A 19,844-nucleotide genomic window follows, 5' to 3' on the forward strand; every position below is an offset into this window, starting at 1 on the left:
GGTCGGCGAGCGCTCCGGTGGCGTGCGGGACCGGGTCAGTGGCCGGACACCGTGCCGGACAGTTCGTTGGTGCCCTTCGGCAGGGTCACGGACGTCAGCTTCTTGCTCGAGTCCAGGTCGACGGCGTGCAGTTGGCGCTTGCCCGGTTCGGAGACGTACGCCGTGTGGTCACGGACGAACAGGGTGGGCCTGGGCTGCTGCCAGTCCAGGGGCTCCGTCCAGTCGCCGACCGTCTCGATCTTCTTCTCCACCGTGCCGGTTTCCGGGTCGATGACGTGGAGGACGCCGTTGGTGCCGAGGACGAGTGCTTCGCCCTGCGGGCCGCGGGCGAGCGAGCGGAAGGAGTAGCTGGTGCCGAGGTCGACCAGCTTCATCTTCGTGGTGCGGGTGTCGATCAGCGATATGCGGGTGGGGCGTTCCAGTTCCGCGTCGGGGTCGGTCTTGTAGTCCCCCAGGAGGACCGGGGAGGCGTCGCTGCCCGCCTGATTGCCGGTGCGGGCGTAGTCGTCGGGTGCGTCGACCTTGGTGAACTCGCCGGCCTTGTAGAGCAGTACGCCGTCCTCGCAGCCGAACCCGACCACCTCGCCCTTCGCGGCGGCCTCTCCGTGCACGCCCGGGCAGTTCTCGGCGCGCGCGATCTCATTGTTGTCCTTGTCCAGGACCAGGGCGCCGGTGCGCTTCCCCTCGGTGCCGAGGGTGGTGACGAGTTCGCCGTCGGCCAGTTCGATGGCGACGCCGTGGTGGGGCTCGGCGGACGTGTAGGTGCGGGTCCGCGGCTTGCCTGCGTCGCCGAGTGCGGTGGGGTCGAAGGCGTTCACCTGGCCCGTGCCGTCGGTGAACAGGACCGTCCTGCCGGCGTGCCGCACGACGTGACCTGGCTTGGAACCCTTGAACTCGGTGTCCGTGAAGGTCTGCCGGGTGGCGTCGAAGAGGCGGAAGCCGCTGTCGGTGGAGATGACGACGTGGTCGTCGTCGCCTGCGGGACTGACCCGGTTGAAGCCGGGCAGCTCGATCGTCTTCGCCAGCTTCAGCGTGTCGCCGTCGAGGACGTACAGTCCCCCGTCGTACGAGGCGACCAGCGGGTTGTCGACCGGGGCGGCAGCGCTGCGCTTGGTCTGCTTGGATTCGGCGTCGGACGAGGCGTCGTCGGTGCTGCCGCAGGCGGTCAGCGCCATCGATGCCGCCAGTGCGAGGGCCGTTCCCGTGAGCGTTCTGGCGCGCGTCGGGTTGTTCATCGCGTGTGTTTCCTCTCCGGCCCCGTACGGGGCGGTTCTTTATGGGGGGGGGTGGCGCGGCCGGCGCTCGGTGTGGCGGGCCGCAGAGTTCGTTCAGTCGGCGCTGAGGCCCTCGGCCATGGCCGTGGTGTTGGCGCGCATCATGTCCAGGTAGGTGCCGGCGCCCTTGCCCTTCTCGGTCAGCGACTCGGAGTACAGGGCGACGACGTCCACGTCGCCGCCCATCTCCTGGCGCAGGACCTCGGCGAGCCGGGTGGGCTGGGAGGAGTCGGCGAACACGGTGCGTACGTGGGCCTTCCGCATGGCCTGGGTGAGGGAGCGCAGGTCGGAGGAGCTCGGTGAGGCGAGGGTCGTGCCGCTGGGTATGACGGCGCCGATGACGCGGAGACCGAAGCGGTCGGCGAGGTAGCCGAAGACGTGGTGGTTGGTCACCAGGGCGCGCCGGTCCTCGGGGACGGCGGCGAAGGACTTCTCCATCCATGCGGTGAGGTCGGCGAGTTGTCCGTCGTAGCGTTCGGCGTTGTCCCGGACGGCCTTCTCGTCCACGTCGTCGACATGCTCGACGATCCGGTCGGCGATCAGGCCGGCTGCTGTGCGCACCCGGTCGGGGTCGGTCCAGAAGTGCGGGTCCGGCGCTCGGGCCGTCTCCTCGTCGGGGCCGCCGTCGGCGTCCGTGTGGAAGGTGAGCGGGTCGGCCGCGTCGCCGGCCGCGAAGGCGGCCACACCCGAGGTGCGGGCCGCCTCCACGTGGCGCAGGACGTTCTCCTCCAGGCCCAGCCCGTTGTAGACCACCAGGTCCGCGCTCTCCAGTTCGGCGGCCTGCACCGCCGACAGGCCGAAGGAATGAGGGTCGGCGTTCGGCTTCATCAGGACGCTGACGTCCGCCTCGTCCCCGGCGATCTGCCGGGTGATGTCACCGAGGATGTTGGTGGTCACCACGATCCGGGGCCGGTCGCCGTCGCCGGTCGCGCAGCCGGTCGCCGTACCGGCGATGACGAAGAAGCTGACCAGGGTGAGCACCAGGGCGCGCAGCCGCGCCGCTCCCACGCGCACGCTCATCGTCCCGTCTCCACCATCAGGGACGGCCGGACGTCCAGGTCGAAGGTGCGGGCGACCCGGAGGTCGTCGTTGTAGTCGATCTCGTACACGCGCTTGCCCGGGGCGTCGTTGAGGTAGGCGCGGCTGCGGTCGACCTCGATGACCGGTGCCGTGGTTCTGTCGGGAGTGGCGGATGCGTCCTTCACCAGGGGATCCGTGACCGCGGTCTCCTTGCCGCTGCCTACGTCGTAGCCGTGGAGGGTTCCGTCGGACTCCAGGACGAGCAACGGCGCACCCTCGCCTGCGGTGTTGGCGGCGATCACAGGTCCGGTCTCGACCCGGGTCCAGGACCGCTCGGTCACATCGAGGACCCAGACGGCCTTGTCACCGGCGGGGGCGGCGAGGGTGCTGCTGCCCGGACGATGCCGGAACTGCGTGGCCCGCTCCGCCTGGGGCACGTCGTCGCCGTAGGGGATCTTCTCGGTGATGAAGGTGCCGTCGTCCTCGTGGACGAGCAGGGCGCCGTCGGCGCAGCCGAGGACGATCCCCCGACGGGTGAGCGCGTCGCCCTTCGGGTCCTCGCACTCGGAATCCGGAGAGGCCACGCGCCGGCCCGATCGGTCGAGAACGACGACCTTCGCGGGGCCGTCGCCGTCCTCGGTGAGGGCGATGAGGTGTTCCGCGTACGGCACCACGGGCGCGGCGTAGGTGCCGGGAAGCCGGGCGGGTGTGCCGGTCGTGCCCTTCTCCAGGTCGGCGCGGGCATGCACGCGCGCCTTTCCGTCCGCGCCCGTCACCACGGTCGCGCCGGCGTCGCTGCGGACGCTGGTGCCGGTGCCGCCGCGGAGTTCGCCCACTTCCTGGATCTTCGCCCGGTAGTAGTGCACATGGTCTCCGTGGTCGACCATCCACGCGCCGCTGTCGAGGACGTGCGTGACGCCGGTGCCGTGGAAGTAGCCGAAGCGGCCGTCCGTGGTGAGGGCGGTGATCCCCGCTGTGCGTGCCGTCTCGTGGACCTTCCCGCTGATCAGGTCCAGGAGTCGGGTCTCTCCGGTGGCGCTGTCCCCCAGCAGCAGCCGGGACTGTTGCTCGGCCGCCTCAGTGGCGCCTTCGACGTAGCCATGGGGAGTTGCAGAGGGGGAAGCCGTTTCCGATGCGGATGTGGGGTCGCCGTTCCGGCTGGTCTGGTCGGCGCACCCCGCGGTCAGCAGGACCGCGCAAAGGACGGGCGGCGCCAGGGATATGACGCTTCTTCGGACGAACAAGGAGACCGCCTCAGGTTTCGTTCGGTCGGGTCGTGGGGGCATGGGCGGGGACGGCGGCGGGTCGGAGGGGGTCCGTGCGGCGTCGGTGCCGTGCCCCGGACGCCAGATGGGACAGGAAGAAGAAGCTGACGGCGCAGGCCGACACGGTCGCGCCGGCCGCGGTCCTGAGATGCCAGGAGAGCAACAGGCCGCCGAAGGTGGCGGTCGCGCCGACAACGGCGGCGAGCACCATGACTCCGCGCACACTGCGGGCCCAGGGCAAGGCCGCCGCGGGCGGGGCGATGAGCAGGCCGAGGACGAGCAGTGTTCCCACGATGTGGAAAGAGGCCACGATCGCCAGGGCCAGCAGACCGAGCAGCACGGCGTGCGCGAGCCGTGGACGCAGACCGAGCGTCTTGGCCTTGCGGTCGTCGAACGCCAGCGCCAGGAAGGCGCGGTGACCGAACACCGAGAGGACCAGCGCCAGGAGCAGCGCCGCCCCGAGCAGGTACAGGTCGCTCTCGCGCACCGCGAGGACGTCGCCGAAGAGGAACCCGGTGAGGTCCACGGCGAAGGACTGCGAGCGCGACACGATGATGACGCCGATCGACAGCATTCCGACGAAGAGCAGGCCGATTCCGGTGTCTTGGGACAGCCATGGAGTGCGGCCGAGCGCGGTGACGCCTGCCGTCATGACGGCCGCGCTCACCACCGCCCCCACCAGCAGGTTGCCCCCGAGCAGCGCGGCGACCGCGACGCCCGGCAGCAGGCCGTGGGACATGGCGTCACCGAGGAAGGCCATCCCCCTCAGCACCACCCACGTCCCCGCGAGGGCGCAGATCGCCGACACCAGAATCCCGGCCCACAGGGCACGCTGCACAAAGGCCACCTCGAAAGGGGCCGTCAACCACTCCATGCGCTGACACTACAATGACAATCATGTTCAACAAACCCCGCTCGGGTCTCCGCGACGCCGGGACCGACGGACAGCGCATACGCATCACCGACCTGAACGCGGGCTATCCGGGCCGCCCCGTCCTCCATCAACTGACCTTCGACATAACGGCGTTGACGATGTCGGCGCTCGTCGGGCCGAACGGCAGCGGGAAGTCCACGGTGCTGGGCGTCCTCGCCCGCGTGATCGACCCCACATCCGGGCAGCTCCACTACGCCGCGGGCCGCCCGCCCGCCTTCGTCCCCCAGCGCGGCGCCGTCGGTGACGCCCTTCCCCTCACCGCGCGGCAGACGGTGGAGATGGGCCGCTGGGGCCAACGCGGGCTGCTGCGGCGGCTCAATCGCCATGACCGGGCCTTGGTCGACTCCGCGATGCAGCGGCTCGACATCACCGACCTCGCCACCCGCCAACTCGGCGAACTGTCCGGCGGGCAACGTCAGCGCGTCCTGATCGCCCAGGGTCTCGCCCAGAACTCCGACCTACTGCTCCTGGACGAGCCGACCACCGGGCTCGACCCCGAGGCCCGGGAGCGCATCACGGTCCTACTGAGGGACCTGGTCTCCGACGGCACGACCGTCATCCAGGCGACTCACGACCTCCAGGCCGCCCGCTCCGCCGACTCCTGCCTGCTCCTCAGCCAGGGCAGGCTCGTCGCGCAGGGCCCGCCCGACCAAGTCCTCACTCCCACAGCCCTGTCCAGAATCTGGCAGCCCGCGTGAGCGGGCCGAGCGCCTACATCACGCCGCCGTCGCCGACCCCTCGCGCGCGCCGTGCGAAGTGACAGTCGACCGCGTCAGGACTCCGGGAGGAACGCGCCGAGGAGAGCTTTGAGAGCCGTGGCATAAGTGTCGCGGCCCTCGACTTCGTCCAGTTCACGGACCCGCGCGAGCGCCGGGAGCCGGTCGGGGTCGAACGAGGCCATGGCCTGCTGGCGCTGGTTGGGGCTGCGGGGCGGGGTGAGGGGGTGCTCGTCCAGCAGTTCCCCGATGGTGAAGTGCCAGCAGGTACGGAAAGCGGTGGACGCCCGGCGCGGCCCCAGCCCCGCACTGAGGAAGTCGGCGAGGCAGGCATCGCTGAACGGCAGCGCGTTGCGGGCGACGAGTTCACCCCGGATGAGGATGTGCAGCACCCACACGTGTTGCGCCATGTAGCCGTGCGCGGTGACGAGCCGGTTGAACAGCCGCGCACCGGGGGTGTCACCGGCGACTTCCACCGGCAGTTGGGCCGCGATGTCCTCGAGGATCGCCACCAACAGAGCGTCACGGTCGGCGACGTGCCGGTAGAGCGAGGTGGCGGCGGTGCCGAGCTCGGCGGCGACGGCCCGCATGCTCAGCGCGTCCAGCCCTTCACGCTCGATCAGCTCCCGGCTGGCCCGGGTGATGACCTCAGGCGTCAGCCCCGGGCGCGGCTGCGATCGCGGCTTCCCCCGCGACCGCCGAGCGCCCTGCGAGCCGGCCGTCTTCGAGGGGTCGTCCATGCACCCATGATCTCACCCGCCGACCCACCCATTGAAAGTTAGGGCAACCTTATGCGTACAGTGTTCGCGTCGCGCTGCCCGAGATGGCGCGCGGGACGACGGGAGTACGAAGCAATGACGGATCCGCATATCAGCCCGGACATCAAGACGTCACCGAACGGCCACCCCGACCGCACCGCACCGTCGCCGCGGGCGCACCTGGTGCTCGCCGCGGCCTGCATCGCCCAGGTGATGGTGGTGCTGGACGTCAGCGTCGTGAATGTGGCGTTGCCGTCGATCGCGTCCGATCTCGGGTTCGCCCCTGGCGGTCTGTCCTGGGTCGTGAACGCCTACACGCTCGTCTTCGGCGGACTGTTGCTGCTCGGCGGGCGCTTCGCCGACCTGGTGGGACACCGCGTCGCGATGCTCTGGGGGCTCGCGCTGTTCGGTGTCGCGTCGGTGATCGGCGGCCTGGCGCAGACCCCGGGTCAGCTCATCGCCGCCCGGGCCGGTCAGGGACTGGCGGGCGCGCTGCTCGCTCCGCTCAGCCTCGCCGTGATCATGGTGGCTTTCCCCAGTGGCAAGGCCCGCTCCCGGGCGGTGGGGATCTGGGCGATGGTGGCGGCCGCGGGCAGTGCGCTGGGAGTGCTGCTGGGCGGGCTGCTGACGGACTGGCTGTCCTGGCGCTGGGTGCTGTTCGTCAACGTACCCATCGTCGCCCTGGGGTTGTCCGTCGCCTGGGTCTCCCTGCGCACCCCAACCACTCCGCTGCTAAAGCGACTTGACGTGCCGGGCACCTGCCTGTCAACGGTCACTGTCACGGCCCTGGCCAACGGGCTGATCCAGGCCGGCGAGCACGGCTGGGGTGCCTCCTCCGCCGTCCTCTCCTTCGGGATCGCCGTCGTGACCGGCGTGGTCTTCGTGGTCTGGGAGCTGCGTGCGGCGGCCGAACCGCTCGTCCGATTCGGCGTGTTCCGCGAACGGTCGGTCTGGGTGGCCAACCTGGTGGTCCTGTTCATCGGCGCGGCGACCGTCGCCGGGTTCTACTTCGCGTCACTGTTCCTGCAGAACGTGCTTCACTACTCGCCCCTGCGGGCCGGCGCGGCCTTCCTGCCCTTCTGCCTCGGCACCATCACCGGGTCGATGCTCTCCGGCCATCTCACCGCCCGGCTGGGCACTCGTACGGTGTTGGCCACGGGCCTGGCCCTCGGGGCGCTCGGCATGACGCTCTTCGGGCTGATGGACGAGACATCGACGTTCCTGAACGGTTTCCTGCTGCCGTCGGTCGTCGCCTCGGTCGGCGTCGGGCTCTGCATGGTGTCCAACACGACGCTGGCCACCTCCGCGGCCGCCGCGCACGAGGCCGGACTCATCAGCGGGCTGGTCAACGCCGCACGTCAGATCGGCGGCAGCCTTGGGCTGGCGATCCTCACCGCGGTCGCCGCAACCCACGGCGGGTCACCGTCCTCCGCCGCCGACCGGACACAGCAGTTGGTCGACGGATATGAGCGAGCCTTCTTCGTCACCGCCGTGTTCTGCGCCGTGGCCGCCCTGATCGCGGCCCTGTTCGCCCCCCGGCGCGCCCGCCGCGGACCACGCCCACTCCCCAGCCGAAGCCCAAGCCGAAGCCGAAGCGCCTTCGGCCTGAGAGGGCGCCGAGGATCGGTGTCAGTCTCTGCCCTTGAGGGTGTCGCGAGCCGCGAGGCGGAAGCCCCCGACCGCTTGGCAGAGGGCGTGTTTCCGCTGCGCGGCCAGGGCGGGGTTCGGGGAGAGCGGGTTCGTGCGCCCCGTGGCAGCCGCTGGCTATGGCGCGGGGCGGACTGGGGTGCTCTGTACGGGAGTCCGCGGACGCTGCGATGATCGCCGATCATGCAGCTCGAAGAACTCGGCCCCGTCGAACGGCAGTTGTGGAACGCGTACGCCCAGGGGCAACCCCTCGCCGTACGCCCCGACTCACCGCGGGCCGCCCGCCCCTCCATCCGGGCCGAATGCATCACGGCCCTGCTCCTCGGTGCCGGTCCGGAGCCCGGGCCGGGTGGACGTCCCGCGCTGCGCCTGAGCGGTGCGTCCATCACGGGCACGCTGGACCTGCAGTTCGCCGACATCCCCGTACCCGTCGTCCTGACGGACTGCCATTTCGCGGAAGCCCCCGTCGTGCGAGGCACCCAGTTCCGCGAACTCGCCTTCACCGACTGCGCGTTGCCCGGACTGATCGCCGACACGGCTCAGGTCCAGGGCCGGCTCGTCCTCTCCCGCTGCCGACTGTCCGGGCCCCTCGTGCTCACCCGTACCGAGATTCAGGGCGATCTGGATCTGACGCACTCCGTGATCAGCGCACCGGGTCGCGAGGCCATTTCCGCCGTAGGTCTGAACACGCACGGCGATCTGCTGTGCTCCCACCTGACCGTGCACGGGAGCACGCGCGTGACAGGCGGCTGCGTGACGGGCGAGTTCGACCTGGAAGGCGCGCACCTGAGCAACCCCGGCGGCACCGCAGTTGACGCCTACCACATGCAGATCACCGAGGATCTCACCTTCCACCCCGGATTCAGCGCCGAGGGAAAAATCATTCTCTCGGGTGCCAAAGTGGGCGCGGCCATAGGTTTCTGCGGCGCCCGTCTGGACAACCCCGGCGGCACCGCCCTGGAAGCCGTGGATGTCACCGTCAGCCGCAACTTCGACCTCGGCCTCGGCCTCACCACGAACGGTGGCATCGAGCTCGACGGCACCCAGATCGGCACGCGCCTCAGCCTCCACGACGCCACCCTGGTCCACCCCACCGGCACAGCCCTGTCACTGCGCCTCGTACAGGCGCGAGAGACCGACCTGCGGACCCGCACGGTGATCGACGGCTCGGTCGACGCCGGCAACGCCCAGCTCGGCGTCCTCTACGACGCACCCGCCACCTGGCCCGCCCAACTGCGGCTGTCCGACACCTCGTACGACTCCCTTGCCACTCCGCTCACCGCCACCGAGCGGCTCGCCTGGATCCAACGCAGCCCCGACGCATACCTTCCGCAGCCCTACGAGCAACTCGCTTCCGCCTACCGGCGCCTGGGGCACGAGGACGAAGCCCGTACCGTCCTGCTCGCCAAGCAACGTCGCCGCCGCTCCGGACTCCGCGCGCACGCCCGCGTGTGGGGCTTCATCCAGGACGCGACCGTCGGCTACGGCTACCGGCCCGCCCGCGCCGCCCTCTGGCTGATGGCTCTGCTGGCTCTGGGCGCGGCCTTCTTCGCGGCGCATCCCCCGGCTCCGCTCGAAGCCGCCAAGGCCCCGCCGTTCAGCCCGGTGTTCTACGCCCTCGACCTCCTCCTCCCCATCATCGGCTTCGGCCAGAAGGGGGCGTTCGCGCCCCACGGCGCCGGCCAGTGGATCGCGTACACGCTGACCACCGCCGGATGGGTCCTCGCGACGACAGTGACCGCCGGAGTGTCCAGGGCCCTCAGCCGCCAATAGCCCGGACAGCCGCCGCTGCGGGTCCCTTGCCGGAACGACACCACTCCCCACCTTACGCAACAACCGTTGATTTTAGATTTCGAAAGAATCATTGACGCGCAGTAAAGCGAGTGCCATTGTCCACGGCATCACGCCCGATCCGTGCCGCGCTCTCCCCCACCGCGCACGCGGCACCGGCACCCCTTGGCGGGCCGGTGCCGTGCGGGCTGCCACTCTTTCCAGCCAGGAGAACAGCAATGACGCTCAACAGTGGGACGACGACGTCCCAGGGCCCCACCGCGGACACGGTCCACAGACGGGGCTACGCGGGAACACTGGCTGCCGCCTGCGGCGCGGTCTTCGTGGCCCAGGTCGCCAACGCCCTGCCGGCCTCGCTGAACGGGCTGCTGCAGGAGGACCTGAACACCCAAGGATCCCAACTCACCTGGATCACGGCTGCGTTCATGGTCGCCGTCGTCTGTTTCGAGTTCACCTTCGGCGTCCTCGGTGACCTCTTCGGGCGGCGCAGACTCGTCGTGACCGGCACACTGCTCCTCGCCGCGGGCAGCAGCGTGGCCGCGCTCGCGCCCACCGTGCAATTGCTGTGGATCGGCGCGGCGCTCAACGGGCTGGGCGCGGGCGCCATGTTCCCCGGCTCGCTCACCGCGATCACCGCCGTCACCAGCGGAGCGCGGCAGCGGGCACACGCGGTGGCGCTGTGGAGCGGATTCCTGTCCGCCGGTGCGGCGGTCTCGCCTCTGCTCGGCGGGATGTTCGCCAAGATCGGGTCGTGGCGCGGATCCTTCTGGGTACTGGTCGGACTCGCGCTGGTCAGTGCGGTGCTCACCCTTGCTCTGTCCGGGGAGTCGAAGGCTCCGCAGGGCCGCCGGCTCGACGTGCCCGGTCAGATCACCTTCGCCGTCGGTCTGGTTCTGGTGCTCTACGGTGCCGTGGAGGGGCCGGAGTCGGGCTGGACCACGGTTCCCGTCATCGGCGCGTTCGCGCTGGGCGCCTGTTTCCTCGCCGGTTTCGTGGTGGTGGAACTGGGCGCCGCCTCCCCGATCTTCGACCTGCGGCTGTTCCGCAACCGCGGTTTCGCGGTGTCGTCCGTCGTCGCGGTCTTCGGCATGCTGTCCTTCCTGGGCGCCTGCTTCGCGACGAGCATGTGGCTGGGGCCCGTACAGCACCAGGACCCGATCCGTGTCGCCGTTCCCTTCCTGCTGCTCCAGGGACCGGCTTTCGTGCTCATCCCGCTCGTGTCCCGGCTTCTGCACCGCGTCGCCCCGTCCGTCCTGCTCACCTGCGGTTTCGTTCTGATGGCGGTCGGCTGCCTGCTGTGTTCGCGGCTCGACGTCACCGACCGGGGACTCGGCGGATTCGTCGTCCCGGCGCTGCTGATCGGTATCGGGTTCACCCTGACCGTCAGTTCGGTGACGGCCGTGGCCCTCGACAGCGTCCCGGCACAGCTGGCCGGCATGGCGAGCGCCACCACCAACATGCTGCGCGACCTCGGCTTCGCCCTGGGCCCCGTCGTCGTCGGCGCCATCGCGCTGAGCAACGCCGGGTCGGTGTTCACCGACGGCCTGTCCGGAGCCGAACTGCCCGCCGCCCAGAAGGCGGCAGCGCATCAGATCGCCGAGGCCGGCGGGCCCATCGCCGTGAACAGTCTCCCGGCCGGAGCGCCGGGATCCGCCGCGCACGGGCTCGCCTTGGACGCGCTCGGCAGCGGGTTCGGCACGGCATTCACGGTCTGCGGTGTGGCGGCCGGCGTGGCCGCGCTGCTCGCCGCCGTGGGGATGGCCGGACTGCACTCCCGCCGTTCCGCCGAGGACGTGCCGTCATCGCTCGAAAGCGGCGGCCCGGCGGCGGCTCCCGCCGCCCTGGGGCACTGACCTCAGCCGCTCCGCCCGCCGCCCCGCAACGGTCGGCGGCGGGCGAGTCGCCGGCTTCGGCTCCCGACCGCGTGACCAGAGCAGGGGCGACGCCTGGTTCAGGCGTCCGCCGCCGTACGGCGCACCAAGCAGGTTCCCCCGCAGTTGCCGCCCGATATCGCAACGTGCGGGTTCGAGGCCACCGAGCTGCCCCTGGAGCCCGGCGAGGTGCTGGGCGGGTTCCTCGGCGCGCTCGAGGTCGCCTGCTCAGTTCTTGCTCAAATGGCGTGCCATACGACGGGTTTCGCCCTGATGATCAAATATGGGCCGGGCAGGAGCGACGGAGCGCTGATGGCCCGGCCGCGGTGCGGGATACAGCAAGGGGGATGCAATGGCCAAAGCAGTACGGGTCTCACAGGGTGAAATGTGGATCACCTGTCACGTCTGCAAGAGCGATCTCTTCCGCGAGCGAGGAGTGAAACTCAACAGCACGGGCGGGGAGTTCTTCAATGTGGCCTGGGCCGATGAGACGGCTACGGGGCTGATCTGCCTGCGTTGCGGTTACGTGCACCTCTTCGTCAACCGGCAGCTGCAACTGCACCGCGCCAAGGACTGACCCCAATCACGGAAGACCGCCGGGGCAGCCGGATCCGCCGGTGAGCGGCCAGACCATCAGGGCCTGTCGGGCTTATGGGCCAGAAGGCAGGCGTGCGGCCGGCTCACCCGTCCGCCTGGCTCCTGCTCCAGCCGCGCGGTAACCACGAGTCCGGCCTCGTCCAGCAGGCCGACCATGTGGTCCACGGGCAGGAAGTACGACTCGTAGGACACCGGACGGCCGTAGCGTCGGGTCGGCCGCAGGTGTTCGTCGCCGACGTAGTCTCCCCAGAGCAGGAAGCCGCCAGGTGCGAGCGTGCGGTGGAATTCGGCGAACACCTCCGGCAGCCACCGCGGAGGCGTGTGGTGGGTGGAGTACCAGGCCAGGATGCCGCCGAGTTCGTCGTCTCCCGTGTCCAGGGCGGTCATCGAGCCCTCGGTGAACCGCAGGTCCGGATAGGCGTTACGGGCCAGCTCGACCATCCGCGGTGACAGATCGACGCCGAAGGCGGGCACGCCGAGCCCGGCGAGGTGCGCCGTGATGCGACCGGGCCCGCACCCGAGGTCCGCGACCTCCCCCGGCCCGGCCGTCCGCACCATTTCGGCGAACCCCGCCAGCATCGCGCGGGACAGCGGATCCATCTCGGCCGGAGGCGGGACGCGTTCGACGTAGTCGGCGGCGACCGTGTCGTACGACTTCCGGACAGCGGTCAGAAACGAAGGCTCGGTCATGTCGGCGACCCTAAAGCGGGGCTCTGACAGCGCTGGGACATCGGTTCAGAAGGCGTAGCGAATCCGTAGCCACGGGGCGTGGGCGGTGAGCAGATCTGTGAGGCGGGTGAGGGCCCGTTGTTTGATCTGTACCTGGTAGCGGACGTTCAGGGCGCCGTTCTCGGAGCGCTTCGTCTCCTGTGCTTCCGGCTGCCACAGCAGTTCCTCCGCGCGGGGGTGCCAGCCGAGGTTCACCTCGTGCAGCTGCTGGTTGTGCGTGAGCATGATGATCTCGGCGGCAGCCTGATGTTTCACGCGCTCGGGCAGTACGTCGTCGAGATGGTCGAACAGTTCGGCCCAGTCGCGCTGCCAGCCGGGGCGCAGGACGACCGGAGAGAGGTTGAAGTGCACCTCGTACCCCGCGTCGACGAAGTCCGCGGCGGCGGCGATCCGGTCGGCGATCGGGCTGGTGCGGATGTCCAGCCGGCGCGCGTCGGCACCCGGCATGAGCGAGAAGCGGACGCGTGTGCGTGCCTGGGGATCGAGGTTGAGCAGGTCGGGGTTGACGAACTTGGTGGCGAACGACGCTTTGGCGGTGGGCAGGTGCCGGAAGGCGTTGATGTAGTCGGCGGTGTTGTCGCACAACAGCGCGTCGACCGAGCAGTCGCCGTTCTCCCCGATGTCGTAGACCCATGCGTGCGGATCGCACTGGTTGGGTTCGCTCTTCGGTCCCTGGGCGCGGACGTGCCGGCGGACGTGGGCGAGGATGGCCTCGATGTTGGTGAAGAGGGTGATCGGGTTGGCGTATCCCTTGCGGCGCGGGACGTAGCAGTAGGCACAGGCCATGGCGCAGCCGTTGGAGACGCCGGGGGCGATCCAGTCCGCGGAGCGGCCGTTGGGGCGGGTGACCGGGTGGCGCTTGACGCCGAGGACCAGGGTCTCGGTCTTGATCCGGGTCCAGCGTCCGATGTTCCCTTCGTTGCCGTGCAGTGAAGGGATGCCCCAGTGGCTGGCGACCTCGGTCACCTCGGCGTCGGGCAGCCGGGCCATGATCTGCCGGCCGCGCGGCGAATCGAGCGCCTCCCGCTCCGCGTAGACGGCCCGGATGTCGAGCAGCCGCCGCGCCTGCGCGCTGTCGCGGAATCCGCCGTCGGGCGGGCCGGGCGACGGAGTGTCGTCCCAGCCGAACAGGGCCTGCTGTCCGTCCTCGGCGGGCAGCGGGTCGTCCGGGGGACGGTTCACGCGGGGGTACCTCCGGAGTCGGCGGTGCGCCGACGCACCGTAGGACCTGTCCCTGCAAGCCTACGAGCCGCCGCGGGCCGCGCCCGCCGTCATCGGCACTCCACGAGGCGAGGAACACCGGAGTGTGCTGTGCCGGAGCAAACGCCGGATAGCCGCCCCCGAAGTGCGCCGAGTGATCAATGTGGCAGAGACTTGGCCCTGGCGAACAGAGCAGGACAACCGGGAAGGCGGCATCGGCACGTGGCCCACACACCTTCTGACGGCCCGACCAACGCAGGCCGGAAGCGCATGCCGGAGACCATCGCGGACATGCCCCGGCACGTGCGGGAGGAACTGGCCCGCAGGTTGCGGCGCACCAAACGGGCCTACCGCAAGCAGGACGTCCAGGTCGTCGAGAAGCCCCTGCTCAAGCGGGCCGTCAGCGCCTCGGCGCTCGGCAACTGCATGGAATGGTTCGACTTCGGCGTCTACAGCTACCTCGCCGCGACCATCGGCAAGGTCTTCTTCCCCGGCGCCTCCCCGGGCGCCCAGCTGATCTCGTCGTTCGCGACATTTGCTGCCGCGTTCGTGGTGCGTCCGCTCGGCGGTCTCGTCTTCGGCCCGCTCGGCGACCGCGTCGGACGGCAGAAGGTCCTCGCCACCACCATGATCATGATGGCGGCCGGCACGTTCTCGATCGGCCTCATCCCCAGTTACGCGACGATCGGCATCGCCGCTCCCATTCTTCTGCTGCTCGCCCGCATGGTGCAGGGCTTCTCCACCGGCGGCGAGTACGGGGGCGCCACCACCTTCGTCGCCGAGTACTCGCCCGACCGCCGACGCGGCTTCCTGTCCAGCTGGCTCGACTTCGGCACCTTCGTGGGTTACGCCCTCGGCTCCGCGCTGGTCACCGTGCTGAACACGGTCTTCACCGAGGACCAGATGTTGTCCTACGGCTGGCGGCTGCCGTTCCTGATCGCGGGACCGCTGGGCGTCATCGGCCTGTACATGCGGCTGAAGCTGGAGGAGTCGCCCGCCTTCCAGCAACAGCTGGACGAGCACGAGAAGAGCCTCGCGCAGGACTCCGTCGGCAGCGAGTTCAAGACCATCGTCAAGGAGCACTGGCGCCCGCTGCTGATCTGCATGGGCCTGGTCCTGCTCTACAACGTCACCAACTACATGGTCACCGGCTACCTGCCCACCTATCAGACCGAGACCCTGGACCGCTCCCAGACCTCGGCCGACGTCCTCGTCCTCATCGGCATGGTCTGGATCGTCCTCCTCATCACCTTCCTCGGGCGCCTCAGCGACCACATCGGCCGACGCCCGCTCTACGCCGGCGCGGCAGCCGCCATGATCGTCCTTGCCATCCCCGCCTTCCTCCTCATCAAGGCGCACGGCACCTGGCCACCCATCTTCGGCGTGCTGATCCTGTCCACGCTCCTCGCCTGCTTCGCCGCGCCGAGTGCCGCCACGCTGCCCGCGCTGTTCCCCACCGCCGTGCGGTACGCCGCCATGGGCATCGGCTTCAACTTCGCCGTCGCGGCCTTCGGAGGCACCACCCCGCTGATCACCGAAACACTCGTCAACGCGACCGGCGACAAACTCATCCCCGCCTACTACCTCATGGTCGCCGGCGTCATCGGCCTCATCACCGTCAAGTTCCTGCCGGAGAGCGCCCAACTGCCCCTCAACGGCTCACAGCCGATGGTCGCCTCCGCGGAGGAGCAGCAGGAACTGATCGACACCTCTCAGGACCTGTACCAGTACGCCAAACAGAACACCCCGCCGGCCGCGTCCAACCAGCAGTCTCAGTAGGGCAATCCCTCCGTCGCCGCCCGCAACGCGGCGTCGAGGCACGCCCCGATCTCGGCCCCGGACGCTCCCGGCCGGTCCCCGTAACGCCGCGCGAAGTCTTCCGCGGCCGCGCGCAGGGCCCCGTTGAGCGTCGCGGCGTGCACGGCGGTCCGCAGGGAGTCGGCGTCGTTCCCGGAGCGCTGCGCGAGAAGCCGGGCGAGGACGGGCAGCGCGTCGTCGTGGGCCTGGAGCCAGACGGCTCGCAGCGCGGGGTCGGTCGAGGTCATGCGGATCAGGTCGAGTATCGCGGGGGTACCGGGAGGCAGGTCGCTGATCCGGCAGGTCTCCGTGAAGAAGTCCAGCAGGCTCATGTCCGTGGGCCAGTGGCGCAGTCGGTCGACGACGAAGTCCAGTCCCGCGGCGAGCAGCGGCAGGACGCAGCTCTCCTTCGTGGGGAAGTAGCGCCACACCGTACGGGCGGACACCCCCACCGCCTCGGCGATCTGCTCCCCCGTCGTGGCGGTGACGCCCTGGGCGGCGAACAGGCGGACCGCCTCATGGGCGATCTGAAAGCGCAGAGCCGTCTTGCGCCGCTCGACGAGGGAGGGCCTCTCACCCTCCGGCGCCGCTTGTTCCTGACCTCTCGACGGCGCCACACGCACCCTCGCCCCACCGCCCTCGATCGCCCGGTGCACGCAGCATAGCGGCGGCATGCCCGGCCACCAGAGGGTTTGTCGGCCGCAGGCTCCGGAGCGCGTGCGGCCCTTCCGGTTGGCGCCGGAGATTTCAGATGCAGACACCTTGTCACTCAGTGACAGCCACTCCTACTCTCGGGTAGGCAACCGGCGAGTAACCACACCTCTCGTCCGTGGCTTGACATGCGCATGCAATACGGCCGTGCGCTTAGGCGGCAGGACCTGCCCCTTTGAGCCCCCGGCCCAGCCCTCAGTCCCCCACTCGATGGAGCCCGCATGCCCACCCCCAGCCGCCGCGCCGTGCTGAGCGGCGCCGCCGGACTCGCCGCCGCCGCTCTCCCGTCCCGGGCCCGCGCCTCGTCGGCAGCCCCCGCACGCGTCCGGCCGACCGAGGAAGAACACCGGGTCGTCGTCATCGGATCCGGCTTCGGCGGCGGCGTCGCCGCACTGCGACTGGCCCAGGCCGGCGTCACCGTCACCGTGCTGGAACGCGGCCGCCGCTGGCCGACCGGCCCGAACGCCGAGACCTTCCCCCGCGTGTCCGGCCTCGACAAACGCGCCCTTTGGTACGGCACCCTGCCCGAAGCGATCAGGCCGCTCGCCCGCCTGATCGGCACTCCCCTGAACTTCGCCCCCTACGCCGGACTCCTCGAACCCGTGCTCGGCGAGAACATCCTGAGCGTCTGCGCGGCCGGGGTCGGCGGCGGATCACTCGTCTACCAGGGCATGACCCTCCAGCCCTCGGAGGCGGTGTTCAACACCTGGCTGCCCGCCGGCCTCGACTACGCGCGCATGGACCGGATCCACTATCCGCGTGTCGCCCGCATGCTCCAGGTCGCCACCGCACCCGATGCACTGATCGACACGCCCACCTACTACGCGGCCCGTACCTTCGCCGAGCGGGCCCGGCGGGCCGGCTACGACGTCGAGAAGATCCCCATGCCGATCGACTGGGCCTACGCCCAGGCAGAGTTGCGCGGCGAGATGAAGCCGTCGTACACGAACGGGGACTGCGCGCTCGGCGTGAACAACGGCGGGAAGCACTCCGTCGACGTGACCTACCTCCACCAGGCCGAAGCCACCGGCAAGGTCACCGTCCAGACCCACCACAACGTCACTTCCGTGGCACGGGCCGCCGACGGCCGATGGGAAGTCTCCGTCGACCGCACCGACGACTCGGGCACCGTGCTGGAGCAGAAGATCCTCACCTGCCGCGCCCTGATCATGGCGGCCGGCAGCGTCAACACCAGCAAGCTCCTCGTCCGTGCGGGCGCCACCGGCGCCATCCCCGACCTGCCCGACGGGGTCGGCTCCGGCTGGGGCACCAATGGCGACCGCATCTACGCCTGGACCGACCTCCAGGAGGACTTCGGCAAGGAGCAAGGAGGCCCGGTCGTCTACGGCAGCAAGGCCTGGGACGATCCAGCCACCGCGAACACCGTCATCCAGGCGTCCCTTCCTCCCCTGGGCCTCGACACCAGGACGACCATGCTCGTCGGCTTCGGAGTGAGCGCCGACCGCGGTCAGTTGCGCTACGACTCCTCCACCGACTCCGTGTCCCTGCACTGGCCGCGCAACGGGGACACGGGCAGCCATCGCGCCATCCACCGCCGGGTCACCGAGGTGTCGCGCGGCCTCGGCGTCCTGACCGACACCAACGCCTTGGTCAACAGCACCTGGCACCCGCTGGGCGGAGCCCCCATGGGCACCGTGTGCGACCTGAACGGCCGCGTACAGGGCCAGAAGGGACTGTACGTACTCGACGGCGCGCTCATCCCCGGCACCACGGGCGCGTGCAACCCGTCCATGACCATCGCCGCCGTCGCGGAACGGGCGCTCGACACCATCACCGCCCAGGACATCGACACCGTCATCTGAACCGATCCCAACACCGCCAGCTCACGAACGACGAGCGAGGAGAACACCTTGAGCCGCAAGAGAGCCCGTTCCCGTTGCACATCCCCCATCGCGTCGCCGCTCGCCCTCGTCGCCGCAGGCGCGCTGTGCGTGTGCGCGGCGGCGGTACCGGCCTCCGCACAGGACACGGCCCCCGTCGTCTCCCGCGGGGTCACCATCCCCGCCTTCTACACCCCGCCCACCGAACTGCCCGCCCAGGACGGCACGTTGCTGCGGACCGGGGCGATGCCGCTCGGCCTGAGCATCCCCGGCCTCGACGGCCACCCGATGCCGGGCACCGCGACCCGGCTGATGTACAAGTCGACCGACTCGTCCGGGCAGCCGGTCGCCGTGACCGGCGCGTACATCGAGCCCACCGCCAAGTGGAAGCACTCCGGACCGCGCCCGCTGGTCGCGGTGGCACCGGGCACCATGGGCCAAGGCGACCAGTGCGCCGCCTCGTTCGCCCTGGAGCATCCGCTCACCCTCAACGGCGACACGGTCTCCGTCGGCTACGAAGCACTGGCCGTCTACCGCATCCTGGCCACCGGAGCCGCTGTCGTCATCACCGACTACGTCGGCCTCGGTGCCACCGACCGGCTCCACACCTATGTCAACCGCCTGGACGAGGGCCACGCCCTGCTGGACGCGGCCCGCGCCGCGCGCGCCGTACCCGGAGCGTCGGTCACCTCGGCCTCCCCCACCGGGCTGTACGGCTACAGCCAGGGCGGCGGTGCCACCGCGGCCGCCGCCGAACTCCAGCCCTCCTACGCCCCCGACATCCCGCTCGCCGGCACCTACTCCGGTGCTCCGCCCGCGGATCTCACCTCCACCATGAAGGGCATCGACGGCAGCGCTCTGGCCGGCGCCCTGGCCTGGTCGATCAACGGGTTCGCCCAGGCCGACCCCGATCTGCGGGCGGTCGTCCGAGCGAACATCAACGAGGCGGGCAAGGCAGCCCTGGACGACGCCTCCACCATGTGCGTCGGCGACGCGCTGTTCGGCTACGGCTTCGCCAAGAGCACCAAGTGGACCAAGGACGGGACCTCCATCGCGGACGTCATCGCCTCCGAACCGCGTGCGCAGGCCGCCCTGGACCGACAGCGCATCGGCACGCTCAAGCCGGCCGGTCCGGTGCGGGTGGCCACCGGTATCCACGACGACATCGTTCCGCACGGGCAGGCCCGGCAACTGGCCAAGGACTGGTGCGGCAAGGGCGGCGACGTCACGTACAAGGCCATCGCCCTGCCGAACCTGGGCGACAAGATCCTGACCAACCATCTCGTGCCTCTCCTCACCGATCAGGGTGACGCCGTCTCCTGGCTGGAGGACCGCCTCTCGGGCAAGCCGGCCACGTCGAACTGCCGGACCATGCCGGTGCAGCCCTGAGCCGACCATCCTGGATGGTCTTGGGCCGGGCCGGGCAGGGGCCCGACAGGGAGGTGGCCGCCATGCTGCTCGCTCTGATTCTCGTACTGCTCCTGCTGATGCGTCCGCTGAACTGGGGGACGGTGCTGCTCGGACTGCTCTTCGCCCTGTTCTGTGCGGGGGTGCAGCTGAAACGGCCGAGGCTCACGATCGCGGGCGGCATCGGGATCGCGCTCTTCCTGCTGTTGGGGCTCTGACGCGGACATGTGTTGCACCAGGAGGCCGTCACACTCGGCCTCCTGGTGCGACGCAATGCGGCGCAGGG

17 protein-coding genes are annotated in these 19,844 nt (G+C 70.1%); 9 read left to right on the forward strand and 8 right to left on the reverse strand.

From position 1 onward, the window contains the following. Positions 1-35: 35 nt before the first annotated feature. The 4 genes from aztD to aztB form a co-directional block, all read right to left on the reverse strand. Entirely contained in the window at positions 36-1,235 is a 1,200-nt protein-coding gene (gene aztD / locus K377_RS17680; RefSeq protein WP_111664346.1) for a zinc metallochaperone AztD, read from the reverse strand. Between the two features lie 93 nt (positions 1,236-1,328). Continuing rightward, a complete protein-coding gene (gene aztC, locus K377_RS17685; protein WP_111664347.1) occupies positions 1,329-2,294 on the reverse strand; it encodes a zinc ABC transporter substrate-binding protein AztC in 966 nt (321 codons plus the stop codon). After that, positions 2,291-3,538 (reverse strand): hypothetical protein, encoded by a 1,248-nt coding sequence (locus K377_RS17690; RefSeq protein ID WP_111664348.1) that lies wholly within the window; start codon positions 3,536-3,538, stop codon positions 2,291-2,293. Before K377_RS17690 ends, aztC begins: the two co-directional genes overlap by 4 nt. A 10-nt stretch (positions 3,539-3,548) precedes the next feature. Next, positions 3,549-4,433: a zinc ABC transporter permease AztB gene (aztB, locus tag K377_RS17695; RefSeq protein WP_111664349.1), complete on the reverse strand. Its 885-nt coding sequence runs from the start codon at positions 4,431-4,433 to the stop codon at positions 3,549-3,551. Between the two features lie 14 nt (positions 4,434-4,447). On the opposite strand from aztB, the gene aztA reads away from it, so the two are divergent. After that, complete coding sequence (aztA, locus tag K377_RS17700; protein ID WP_111664350.1) at positions 4,448-5,191, forward strand: zinc ABC transporter ATP-binding protein AztA; 744 nt, start codon at positions 4,448-4,450, stop codon at positions 5,189-5,191. 74 nt (positions 5,192-5,265) lie between these two features. Here the strand turns inward: aztA and K377_RS17705 are convergent, their stop codons facing one another. Beyond that, positions 5,266-5,949, reverse strand: a complete 684-nt coding sequence (locus tag K377_RS17705; RefSeq protein WP_111664351.1) for a TetR/AcrR family transcriptional regulator — start codon at positions 5,947-5,949, stop codon at positions 5,266-5,268. A 51-nt stretch (positions 5,950-6,000) separates the two neighbouring features. Here K377_RS17705 and K377_RS17710 point away from each other — a divergent pair, with 51 nt between their 5' ends. From K377_RS17710 to K377_RS17725, 4 genes are all read left to right on the forward strand, one after another. Beyond that, positions 6,001-7,788, forward strand: a complete 1,788-nt coding sequence (locus K377_RS17710) for an MFS transporter (protein WP_237551771.1) — start codon at positions 6,001-6,003, stop codon at positions 7,786-7,788. 9 nt (positions 7,789-7,797) lie between these two features. Continuing rightward, the gene (locus tag K377_RS17715) at positions 7,798-9,387 is read left to right on the forward strand and encodes an oxidoreductase (RefSeq protein ID WP_111664353.1); all 1,590 of its coding nucleotides are present in this window, start codon (positions 7,798-7,800) and stop codon (positions 9,385-9,387) included. Between the two features lie 236 nt (positions 9,388-9,623). Beyond that, positions 9,624-11,258, forward strand: coding sequence for an MFS transporter (locus K377_RS17720; protein WP_111664354.1), 1,635 nt, complete (start codon positions 9,624-9,626; stop codon positions 11,256-11,258). Between the two features lie 370 nt (positions 11,259-11,628). Further along, complete coding sequence (locus K377_RS17725; protein WP_111664355.1) at positions 11,629-11,853, forward strand: hypothetical protein; 225 nt, start codon at positions 11,629-11,631, stop codon at positions 11,851-11,853. A 56-nt stretch (positions 11,854-11,909) separates the two neighbouring features. Here K377_RS17725 and K377_RS17730 read toward each other — a convergent pair whose 3' ends face one another. Next, positions 11,910-12,563, reverse strand: a complete 654-nt coding sequence (locus tag K377_RS17730) for a class I SAM-dependent methyltransferase (protein ID WP_111664356.1) — start codon at positions 12,561-12,563, stop codon at positions 11,910-11,912. A gap of 45 nt (positions 12,564-12,608) precedes the next feature. After that, positions 12,609-13,784 (reverse strand): spore photoproduct lyase family protein, encoded by a 1,176-nt coding sequence (locus K377_RS17735; protein WP_111664357.1) that lies wholly within the window; start codon positions 13,782-13,784, stop codon positions 12,609-12,611. A 288-nt stretch (positions 13,785-14,072) separates the two neighbouring features. On the opposite strand from K377_RS17735, the gene K377_RS17740 reads away from it, so the two are divergent. After that, positions 14,073-15,581 carry an MFS transporter gene (locus tag K377_RS17740; protein WP_111664358.1) on the forward strand — a complete coding sequence of 503 codons (1,509 nt, stop codon included), beginning with the start codon at positions 14,073-14,075 and terminating at the stop codon, positions 15,579-15,581. Here the strand turns inward: K377_RS17740 and K377_RS17745 are convergent. Continuing rightward, a complete protein-coding gene (locus K377_RS17745; RefSeq protein ID WP_258395072.1) occupies positions 15,575-16,216 on the reverse strand; it encodes a TetR/AcrR family transcriptional regulator in 642 nt (213 codons plus the stop codon). The two genes, K377_RS17740 and K377_RS17745, sit on opposite strands and share 7 nt — an antisense overlap. Positions 16,217-16,531: 315 nt before the next feature. Here K377_RS17745 and K377_RS17750 point away from each other — a divergent pair, with 315 nt between their 5' ends. The 3 genes from K377_RS17750 (at position 16,532) to K377_RS41680 (ending at position 19,776) form a co-directional block, all read left to right on the forward strand. Then, the gene (locus tag K377_RS17750) at positions 16,532-18,133 is read left to right on the forward strand and encodes a GMC family oxidoreductase N-terminal domain-containing protein (RefSeq protein WP_111664360.1); all 1,602 of its coding nucleotides are present in this window, start codon (positions 16,532-16,534) and stop codon (positions 18,131-18,133) included. A gap of 48 nt (positions 18,134-18,181) precedes the next feature. Continuing rightward, positions 18,182-19,540 (forward strand): lipase family protein, encoded by a 1,359-nt coding sequence (locus K377_RS17755; protein WP_111664361.1) that lies wholly within the window; start codon positions 18,182-18,184, stop codon positions 19,538-19,540. A gap of 62 nt (positions 19,541-19,602) precedes the next feature. Continuing rightward, complete coding sequence (locus tag K377_RS41680; RefSeq protein ID WP_161195134.1) at positions 19,603-19,776, forward strand: hypothetical protein; 174 nt, start codon at positions 19,603-19,605, stop codon at positions 19,774-19,776. Positions 19,777-19,844 lie beyond the last annotated feature (68 nt).

The sequence above is a fragment of the Streptomyces sp. PsTaAH-137 genome, assembly GCF_003259365.1.
Lineage (GTDB): Bacteria > Actinomycetota > Actinomycetes > Streptomycetales > Streptomycetaceae > Streptomyces.

Excerpts from the sequence above, each read along its gene's own strand:
- aztD (WP_111664346.1), bottom strand. The coding sequence starts at position 1,235 with ATGAACAACCCGACGCGCGCCAGAACGCTCACGGGAACGGCCCTCGCA.
- aztC (WP_111664347.1), bottom strand. The coding sequence starts at position 2,294 with ATGAGCGTGCGCGTGGGAGCGGCGCGGCTGCGCGCCCTGGTGCTCACC.
- aztB (WP_111664349.1), bottom strand. The coding sequence starts at position 4,433 with ATGGAGTGGTTGACGGCCCCTTTCGAGGTGGCCTTTGTGCAGCGTGCC.
- aztA (WP_111664350.1), top strand. The coding sequence starts at position 4,448 with ATGACAATCATGTTCAACAAACCCCGCTCGGGTCTCCGCGACGCCGGG.
- K377_RS17705 (WP_111664351.1), bottom strand. The coding sequence starts at position 5,949 with ATGGACGACCCCTCGAAGACGGCCGGCTCGCAGGGCGCTCGGCGGTCG.
- K377_RS17710 (WP_237551771.1), top strand. The coding sequence starts at position 6,001 with ATGCGTACAGTGTTCGCGTCGCGCTGCCCGAGATGGCGCGCGGGACGA.
- K377_RS17715 (WP_111664353.1), top strand. The coding sequence starts at position 7,798 with ATGCAGCTCGAAGAACTCGGCCCCGTCGAACGGCAGTTGTGGAACGCG.
- K377_RS17720 (WP_111664354.1), top strand. The coding sequence starts at position 9,624 with ATGACGCTCAACAGTGGGACGACGACGTCCCAGGGCCCCACCGCGGAC.
- K377_RS17725 (WP_111664355.1), top strand. The coding sequence starts at position 11,629 with ATGGCCAAAGCAGTACGGGTCTCACAGGGTGAAATGTGGATCACCTGT.
- K377_RS17730 (WP_111664356.1), bottom strand. The coding sequence starts at position 12,563 with ATGACCGAGCCTTCGTTTCTGACCGCTGTCCGGAAGTCGTACGACACG.
- K377_RS17740 (WP_111664358.1), top strand. The coding sequence starts at position 14,073 with ATGCCGGAGACCATCGCGGACATGCCCCGGCACGTGCGGGAGGAACTG.
- K377_RS17750 (WP_111664360.1), top strand. The coding sequence starts at position 16,532 with ATGCCCACCCCCAGCCGCCGCGCCGTGCTGAGCGGCGCCGCCGGACTC.
- K377_RS41680 (WP_161195134.1), top strand. The coding sequence starts at position 19,603 with ATGCTGCTCGCTCTGATTCTCGTACTGCTCCTGCTGATGCGTCCGCTG.